Genomic DNA, 8017 nt, shown 5'->3' with positions numbered 1-8017 from the left:
CAACAACGACAACTGGGAGTGGCTGTACTTCGAAGCCGTCAAAGGCGGGAAGGGCAAGTGCACCGCGTACAACGTTCCGGCCACGAAGAAGATCGTCATCGAGAAGGAGTTCGTCGGGGTCAGCCAGGTCACGGAGGCCGACTATCCCACCTTCACGATCAGCGATGGCATCGACTTCGCGCAGGCCTGCACCGGTCCGACGCTCTCCTCCAGCAACGGCTCCGTTCTCGCTACCTGGACCTGCACCGTTCCGCTCATCTGGAATGGGACGGTCAGCGAGACTCCGGCACAGGGCTGGGAGCAGTGCGAAATCGCGGTAGCCGCCCAGACGAACGGCGAGGGGCCCCAGACCTTCCCGTTCACCAACTGCAAGAAGCCGACGGTGACCGTCAAGAAGGTCGTCACCAACGTCGTGAACGACACCACCCAGTTCACCGTGACGCTCTACGGGTCCCAAAGCTCGCAGACCGGCCAGATCGCCGAGTCGAGCGCCAACGGCCCGGTGAACGCCACCTTCACCGCCTCGTCGTACCAGCAGTACACGGTGACCGAACAGGGGCAGAACGGCTACCAGGTCCTCGGCTGGGCGTATGCGACCAACGGCGTCTGCCCGACGGGCCCGGCCCCCAACACCAACGGCACCGCCTCGCTCGGGACGCTTCTGCCCGGGGAAAACGTCGTCATCTGCTTCTACAACGAGCGCTTCGGCAACGTCGTCGTCGATAAGCAGGCGCCCTCGGGGGCCGTCGTGCCCGGCGTCCCGTTCAGCTGGGTCATCTCGATCAGCGTGGCCAACGGCCCGACGTCGTCGCAGCTCACGCTGACCGACACCTTGCCATCCGGGTTCACCTACGGCAGCCCGGTCGCGACTTCGCCGCTGAGCTGCACGCTCTCGAGCGGCACGCTGATCTGCACCCTGCCGGGGAACACGCAGACCGGCACCTACACCGTGACCATCCAGGCCACGGCGCCGACGGGCACGTTCGCGATTTGCGGGGAGCACACCAATACCGTCAGCTTCGTTGGCGCCGGCACCGAAGGGAGCGACAGCGCCACGGTTACCGTCGGCTGCACGGCGAGCGACGGCCGCATCCTCGTGAAGAAGGTGGTCCGCGGCCCCGGCCAGTCGGGCGATACCACGGTCTTCACGGCCAACCTCGCCGGCCCCGGGATCACCGGGACGGCCGCCGAGCACTTCAGCCAGCAGAACGTCGGGTTCTTCCTCGGCCTCTCCGCCGGCAGCTTCACCCTCAGCGAGACGCCGAAGCCTGGCTACGCGTACGCCGGCTGGGCCGTTGGCGCCATCTCCGGTGATGCCGTCATCTGCCCGGCGAACCCGACGAGCACGGACGTCAACGCGCTCGTGTCGATCACCAACGTCGCCCCGCAGGCCGCCATCTGCTTCTACAACGACCCGAAGGTCACGATCCGCGTCCACAAGACGCTGAACGTGGTCGGGTTCACCTCGGATGGGGCGGGCTGGCAATTCACCCTGACCGGCTGCGGGATCACCCCGCAGACCGGGACGACCGGCGCGAACGGCATCGTCGAGTTCACCAACCTGCCGCCGGCCATTGGCTGCAGCTACACGGTGACCGAGACGGTGCAGGCCGGCTGGAATCCGCAGTTCGTCTCCCAGACGGCCCAGCCCACCCAGGGCGGCCAGGTGGTGACGCTCGAATTCCTGAACATCAAGACCTTCAACCCGCCGTGCGTCGACCCGAACGACCCGCGCTGCAGCCCGCCGCCGCCGAGCACGCCGACGCCCACGCCGACCACGCCGAGCCAGCCGACGCCGACGAACACGCCGACGCCGACCACGCCTGGCCAGCCGACGAACACACCGACGCCGACGAACACGCCGGTGACGCAAGTCGCAGGTGAACGGACGCCCGGTCCTGGTCAGTCGCCGACGCCGCTGGCCCCGGCCACAGGCTACGGGTTCGGGGCGAGCCAGGGCGGGACGAGCCTGCTGCTCGTGCTGGCGGGCCTCGTGAGCCTCAGCCTCGGCCTCGCGTTCCTCGCCCTCGGCCGCCGGCGGAGCGACCGCTAAGCCCCCGCCGGGGAAGCCCGGCACCATGCACCCCAACGAGGGCCCCGGGAAGCCACCCCGGGGCCCTTCGCTCGTCCGGCCCCTATACTCGCAGCATGACCATTCGGATCGGCCTCATCGGAGCGGGCGCCAATACCGTCGCCCAACACATCCCGGGATTCCGACGCATCCCCGGCGTCGAGATCGTCGGCGTCGTGAACCGTACGCCGGAAAGCTCCCGGCGCGTCGCCGACCAGTTCGGCATCCCGCGCGTCTTCGAAAGCCCGGAAGCGCTCTGCGCCGACCCGGAAATCGATGCGATCTGCATCGGAACGTGGCCGTACCGCCACCGGGAATACACCGTGATGGCGCTCGAAGCCGGCAAGCACGTGCTCTGCGAGGCGCGCATGGCGATGGACCTGGCCGAGGCGGTGGAGATGCTCGCGGCGAGCGAACGCCACCCCGAGCTCGTCGCCCAGCTCGTGCCGGCACCGTTCGACCTTCGCCTCGGGCCGACGATCACGCGGCTCGTGGCCGAAGGTGCCCTCGGCGAGGTGCGCGAAGTGACCGTGCGGGTGCTCAACGGTCAGGGGCTCGACCCGCACGCCCCGCTCCACTGGCGCCAGCGGCGCGAGTACTCGGGGCGCAACGTGCTCATGTTCGGCATCTACGTCGAGATCGTCGAACGGTGGCTCGGCCGCCACGCTGGCAGCGTCACCGCCGATGGCGCCATCCTGGTGCCGGAGCGGCGCGACCCGGAGACCGGGCAGCTGGCGCCCGTCACCGTCCCCGATACCTACGTCGTCAGCGGCGAATTGGCGCGTGGCGCACGCATCACCTACCACCTCAGCACGATGGCGGCCGGGGCCGAAGCCAACGGCATCGCCATCCACGGGACGAAGGCGGTTTTGCGTTGGCATCCGGGCGACACCGCCGAGATCGTGACCTTCGGCCAGCCGCACGGCCACCCCATCGAACCCGACCCGGGCACCGACCGCGGCTGGCGGGTGGAGGAGGACTTCATCGCCGCGATTCGTGAGGGCGCGCCCGTGCGATTGACGAACTTCGTCGATGGCGTCGCCTACATGCGCGTCGTCGATGCCGCCCACCGCAGCTTCGAAGAGGGCCGACGCATGCCGCTCGGCGAGTAGGCTAGCCAGCCCGCGGTCGCCACCCTACCGCTCGCCTTGTCCCTCCTCCCAATACCGCCGCCCGAACAGCTCCTCGGCGAGCCTCGCCTCTTCGTCGTCGCGCGGGGGGAGGCCGTGCATCGCCAGGCCGAGGAGTTCGGCCTCGCGCAGGGCGCGATCGCGGTCGTACGGCACCTGTCCCGCGGAGAGCACCACCCGGAGCGCCGCGACGATCGCTTGCGCCCGGCTCGGCTCGCACTCCTCGTGCCAGAGGGCATCGATCAATCGCCATGCGGCCGCGAGCGGGTCGCGCTCCGCCGGGGTGCGGCGGCGCGGGCGGGGGGCCGGGCGGTCGGTTCGCTGGTTCGCCATGTATGGAGCGTCGATGGCAGCCGGGCGAGGCCCGAGCGCTCGCTGGCACGGCGCGGCACCTGCTGACGAGTTGCCGGGCGCGCGCCATGGCGGCCTTGGCACGATGCGAACATTCGTTCTAATCTGGCCGGCACAGACCCGTGAGGAGGGGCCAGAGATGCCCGAGCCGCTTTCCCGCCCCGCCCGCTGCGACGCGCTGCCCGAGCACACGGAGTACCGCGATACCGGCTGCGAGATTGCGCCATCGTGCCTCGCCTGTCCGCTGCCGCGGTGTCGGTACGATACCCCCGGCGGCCTGGCGGCGATGGTCCGCACGAGCCGCGATGCGGCCATCGCCGATGCGGTCCGGCGGCGACAGCTCCCCATCGACGACGTCGCGGAGATGTTCGGCCTCTCTCGCCGGAGCATCTACCGTGCCCTGCGGCGGACAGGCCGTCCGCCGCACCCGTCGCGGCCGGCCTGAGCCGGTCGCGCAGTCGATTGGGGGGCAGCGCCCGGTGCGGGCGGGACATCCCGTTCGGGCGCTGCCGGGGAGGAACCCTCCGATATGACAATCGGCAGGTTTCTCCCTTTACAACGTATCGAGTCTGCGAAAGGTTTCGTCGGCTTCGGCAGTCTCACGGCAGGGCCCGCGCCGGCGTGCTGGGTTCCCCGGCCTGCCGCCGGGCGGTAGGCTGAAGGAGTGGAACCGCTCATCGGCCATGGAGCCATCCGCCGCGAGCTGGCTGCCCTGGCCGCCAGCCCCGAGCCGCCCCATGCGCTCCTCTTCGCCGGCCCCGAGGGTACCGGCCGGGCTGCGCTCGCGCGCTACCTCGCCATGTGCTGCAACTGCGAGGTCCTCCACCCGCCGACGGCCAGAGCCTCGCTCTTCGGCGAAGCGCTGCCAACGCCCGCCGCGGCGGCCACCTCCGAGCCGTGCGGTGCCTGCCGCCCTTGCCGCCTCATCCGCGAAGGTGCCCATCCCGATGTCATCACCGTCGGCCCGGGCGATACCCTCTGCAAGCCGCGCGATGGCGAAACCCACCCGCCACACCCCGATTCGGCCGAGATTCGCATCTGCCAGGTCCGGGGCATCGGCGACCTCGTGGCCCGCTACCCCTTCGAGGCGCGGACGCGGGTGATCGTCATCGACCCCGCCGACCGGCTCGCCCTGTTCGCCGCGCCGGCGCTGCTGAAGACGCTCGAGGAGCCGCCGGGCCACACCATCTTCTGCCTCGTCACCGCCGCCCCGGAGCGCACGCTCGAAACCATCCGCTCCCGCTGCCGCCGGATCGATGTCCCGCCCGTGGCGCGTGCCGAAATCGAAGCCGGCCTACTCGCCCGCGGCGTCGAACCGGCGCTCGCCGCGCGAGCAGCCGAGGCGGCCCGGGGGCGCCCCGGGCGCGCCCTCGCCTTCATTGCCGAACCCGATCTCATCGGAGCGCGCGCCCGGATCCTCGAGCGCTGTGCGCTGGTGGCCGCCTCCAGCGTGCCGGCCCGGTTCGATTACGCCCGCTCCCTCGCCGAACGCTGGCGCGGCGATGCCGAGGCGGTCCGTTTCGAACTGGAGTGCTGGGAGGCCTTCTGGGAGGAGCACCTTCGCCGTGCGGCCCGCGGTAACGATCGGCGGGGCATCGCCGGCGCCCTCGAGGCGCTCCGCGCCATCGCCGCCATCCGCGAACACCTCTTGGCCAACGTCCAGGCCCGGCCCGCCTTCGACCTCATGCTCCTCCGCTTTCCGCGCGTTACACTGGAACGTAGCAGCGAGGAAGAACTCCCGGCCCATGCCTGAACGACCTCCGCGCGTCGCCGGCGTGCGCTTTCGAAACGCCGGCAAGATCTTCTATTTCCACGCCGCCGGACTTCGTCTCGAACCTGGCGAATACGTCGTGGTCGAAACCGTGCGCGGCCCCGAGATCGCGCGCGTCGTCATCGCGCCCGACCAGGTCGTCGTCGATGAACTCCCGCGCGACGAGCTCAAGCCGATTCTGCGCCTCGCCACCGAGGCCGACATTCGGCGGGCCGACGAACTCCACCGGAGGGCAGAGGAACTCCTCCCCGAGGCGCGTCGCCTCGGCGAGGAGACGGGCTTTCCCGCCCGGATCGACCACGCCTCCTTCACCCTCGACGGAAAGCGGCTGACCTTCTCGTTCACCAGCGAAGAGCGGCTCGACTACCGGGAATTCGTGCGGCGCGCCGCGCAGCAGTTCCATGCCCGCGTCGAGATGCACCAGATGGGCGCTCGCGACCGGGCGCGGCTCGCCGGTGGATACGGCATCTGCGGCCGCGAACTCTGCTGTGCCAGCTGGCTCGAAACCTTCCCCTCCATCTCCATCCGCATGGCCAAAGACCAGGAGCTGCCGCTCAATCCGCAGAAAATCTCCGGCCTCTGCGGCCGTCTCCTCTGTTGCCTGAGCTACGAAGACGAAGGCTACCGCGAAATGCGGAAATCGCTCCCCAAAATCGGGCAGCGCTGCAGCACCCCCACCGGCGAAGGCAAAGTCGTCGCGATCAACATCCTCAAACGGCAGGTCACCCTCCTCGTCGATGGCCAGCGCATCGAGGTGGGGGACCGCGACCTCGGCACGGTGGTCCGCTGGGACCCTTCGAGCAAGAGCGCACCGCCGCCGCCCAGCCTCACCCGCGAAGAAGCGGTCGCTCGTGGCCTAATCGAGCCGGGCGACGAGGCGGACGAGGCCGATGCGGCGGAGGAGGATGCAGTGTACGAACCGGGCCCCGGTCGCGGTCGGCTGCCGGGCGGCGGCCCCCGGCGGATCGTGCCGGCCCGCCCGGCACGCAGGGAACCCCTTCGCCCCACAACGCCGGCACCCGAACCGCCGCCGCCCGCGGACCTCCGCCGCACACGGGGTGCCGTGCCCGCACCGCAGCAACCCGCCTCGGGCCCCGCGGGCGGAGGGCCGCCGCCGGCCGGCCGCGTCTTTCGCCGCGCCGCCTCGCCGGGCGGCACCCCACCCGGCGCCGGACAACGGCCTCCGACCGCTCAGGGGCCGCAGCCGCCAGCCTCCCAGCCGCCGCAGGACGGGGGCCGGCGCCGGCGCCGCCGCGGACGCGGCAGCCGTCCCGAAGATTCCGGCGCCGGCGATTGACCCCCTCAGTCGAGCGCGGCCAGCGCCGCCTCGAGCTTCTCCCGCGCCGCCTTCGCCACCTCCGCCACCGCCGGATCGTTCACGATGCCCATCGCCGCCACTGGGTCCATCGCCTCGACGACGATGCCGCGGCCCGTATCGCGGACGACCACGTTGCACGGCAAGAGCATGCCCACTTCGGGGTTGGCGGTCAGCGCCCGGTGGGCAAGCGGCGGATTGCAGGCCCCGAGGATCAGGTAGGGCGGCATCTCCGCCCCGAGCTTCGCCTTCAACGTCGCCTGCACGTCGATTTCCGTGAGCACGCCGAAGCCCTGCGCCTTCAGCGCCTCGCGCACGGCCTCCACCGCCTGGTGGAACGGCAGCCCCGTCTCCCGCCGCAGTCCGAATGCCAGCTGTTCGATCGCAACGGTCATTGCGCATCACCTCCACCACCCAGCGTAGCAAAGAGGCGTTTGCCCGGCCCGATGCCTCGGCCGCGGGACGGTGAGACCGAGCGGTCATCCAGAGCGCAGAGGCGGCCGCCGCCGCGAAGACCCGCCCGACCCCTCTCCGGTATCATCGCGCCACCATTCGACACAGGAGTTTCAACACCCGTGGAGACATCGCCCCGCAGCGCGGGATTCTCACCCGCGCGCCTCGAACGGATCGCCGCTCACCTCGAACGGAACTACCTCGAGCCCGGCAAGATCGCCGGCTGCCAGGTTCTCGTCGCCCGCCACGGCATCCCCGCCTTCGCCCGCTCCTTCGGCTACATGGACCGCGAGCGCCAGCGGCCCATGCGCGACGACACCATTTTCCGCATCTATTCGATGACGAAGCCGATCACCTCCGTGGCGCTCATGCAGCTGTTCGAAGAGGCGCGCTTCATGCTCAACGACCCGGTCGCGCGCTTTCTTCCCGGATGGGAGGCGCAGCGGGTGTGGGTGAGCGGAGACGGCGAGGAGATGGAAACCAAAGAGCCAGCCCGGCCGGTTACCTTCCGCCACGTCCTCAGCCACACGGCCGGGCTCACCTACGGCGCCACCAACCACCCGGTCGACCGGGCCTATCGCCGGCTCGGCATCCAGCGCGGCCCCGGCGAAACGCTCGCCACCTTCGTCGAAAAGCTCGCCCGCGCTCCCCTGCGCTACGAACCGGGCGAACGGTGGATGTACTCCTTCGCCACCGACGTCTGCGGGGCGCTCGTCGAGCGCATCTCCGGCCGCCGGCTCGACGAGTATTTTCGCGAGCGCGTCTTCGAACCCTTGGGCATGGTGGATACCGCCTTCTTCGTCCCGCCCGAGAAGCGCGAGCGGTTCGCCGCCAACTACCGGCGCCGCCCCGACAAAACCCTCGAGCTCATCGACGACCCCGAGACCAGCAGCTACCTCCGCGAGCCGTCGTTCCTCTCGGGCGGG

Annotated in this window: 7 protein-coding genes and 1 pseudogene; 6 read left to right on the top strand and 2 right to left on the bottom strand. The window is 70.5% G+C overall.

What is annotated here, in order from left to right; translation table 11 throughout:
- Both VAE53_RS00455 and VAE53_RS00450 read left to right on the top strand, forming a co-directional pair.
- A pseudogene (locus VAE53_RS00455) lies at nucleotides 1–2053 on the top strand (hypothetical protein); the annotation flags it as partial.
- A gap of 95 nt (nucleotides 2054–2148) precedes the next feature.
- Nucleotides 2149–3183: a Gfo/Idh/MocA family oxidoreductase gene (locus VAE53_RS00450; RefSeq protein WP_322817385.1), complete on the top strand. Its 1035-nt coding sequence runs from the start codon at nucleotides 2149–2151 to the stop codon at nucleotides 3181–3183.
- A gap of 24 nt (nucleotides 3184–3207) precedes the next feature.
- Here VAE53_RS00450 and VAE53_RS00445 read toward each other — a convergent pair whose 3' ends face one another.
- Nucleotides 3208–3534 carry a hypothetical protein gene (locus tag VAE53_RS00445; protein ID WP_322817384.1) on the bottom strand — a complete coding sequence of 109 codons (327 nt, stop codon included), beginning with the start codon at nucleotides 3532–3534 and terminating at the stop codon, nucleotides 3208–3210.
- 157 nt (nucleotides 3535–3691) lie between these two features.
- On the opposite strand from VAE53_RS00445, the gene VAE53_RS00440 reads away from it, so the two are divergent.
- From VAE53_RS00440 to VAE53_RS00430, 3 genes are all read left to right on the top strand, one after another.
- Nucleotides 3692–3997 carry a hypothetical protein gene (locus VAE53_RS00440; protein ID WP_322817383.1) on the top strand — a complete coding sequence of 102 codons (306 nt, stop codon included), beginning with the start codon at nucleotides 3692–3694 and terminating at the stop codon, nucleotides 3995–3997.
- Between the two features lie 219 nt (nucleotides 3998–4216).
- The gene (locus tag VAE53_RS00435; protein ID WP_322817382.1) at nucleotides 4217–5305 is read left to right on the top strand and encodes a hypothetical protein; all 1089 of its coding nucleotides are present in this window, start codon (nucleotides 4217–4219) and stop codon (nucleotides 5303–5305) included.
- Nucleotides 5298–6620, top strand: a complete 1323-nt coding sequence (locus VAE53_RS00430) for a regulatory iron-sulfur-containing complex subunit RicT (RefSeq protein ID WP_322817381.1) — start codon at nucleotides 5298–5300, stop codon at nucleotides 6618–6620. The genes VAE53_RS00435 and VAE53_RS00430 overlap by 8 nt, the downstream gene beginning before the upstream one ends.
- 5 nt (nucleotides 6621–6625) lie before the next feature.
- On the opposite strand, the gene VAE53_RS00425 is transcribed toward VAE53_RS00430, so the two are convergent.
- Nucleotides 6626–7033 carry a DUF302 domain-containing protein gene (locus VAE53_RS00425; RefSeq protein ID WP_322817380.1) on the bottom strand — a complete coding sequence of 136 codons (408 nt, stop codon included), beginning with the start codon at nucleotides 7031–7033 and terminating at the stop codon, nucleotides 6626–6628.
- 180 nt (nucleotides 7034–7213) lie between these two features.
- Here VAE53_RS00425 and VAE53_RS00420 point away from each other — a divergent pair.
- A partial coding sequence (locus VAE53_RS00420) for a serine hydrolase domain-containing protein (protein ID WP_322817379.1) occupies nucleotides 7214–8017 on the top strand: 804 nt, incomplete at its 3' end.

The organism is Tepidiforma sp. (assembly GCF_034432735.1).
GTDB lineage: Bacteria > Chloroflexota > Dehalococcoidia > Tepidiformales > Tepidiformaceae > Tepidiforma.
Note: the sequence above shows the minus strand (reverse complement) of the source record. Positions and strands in the feature narration are given on the sequence as shown.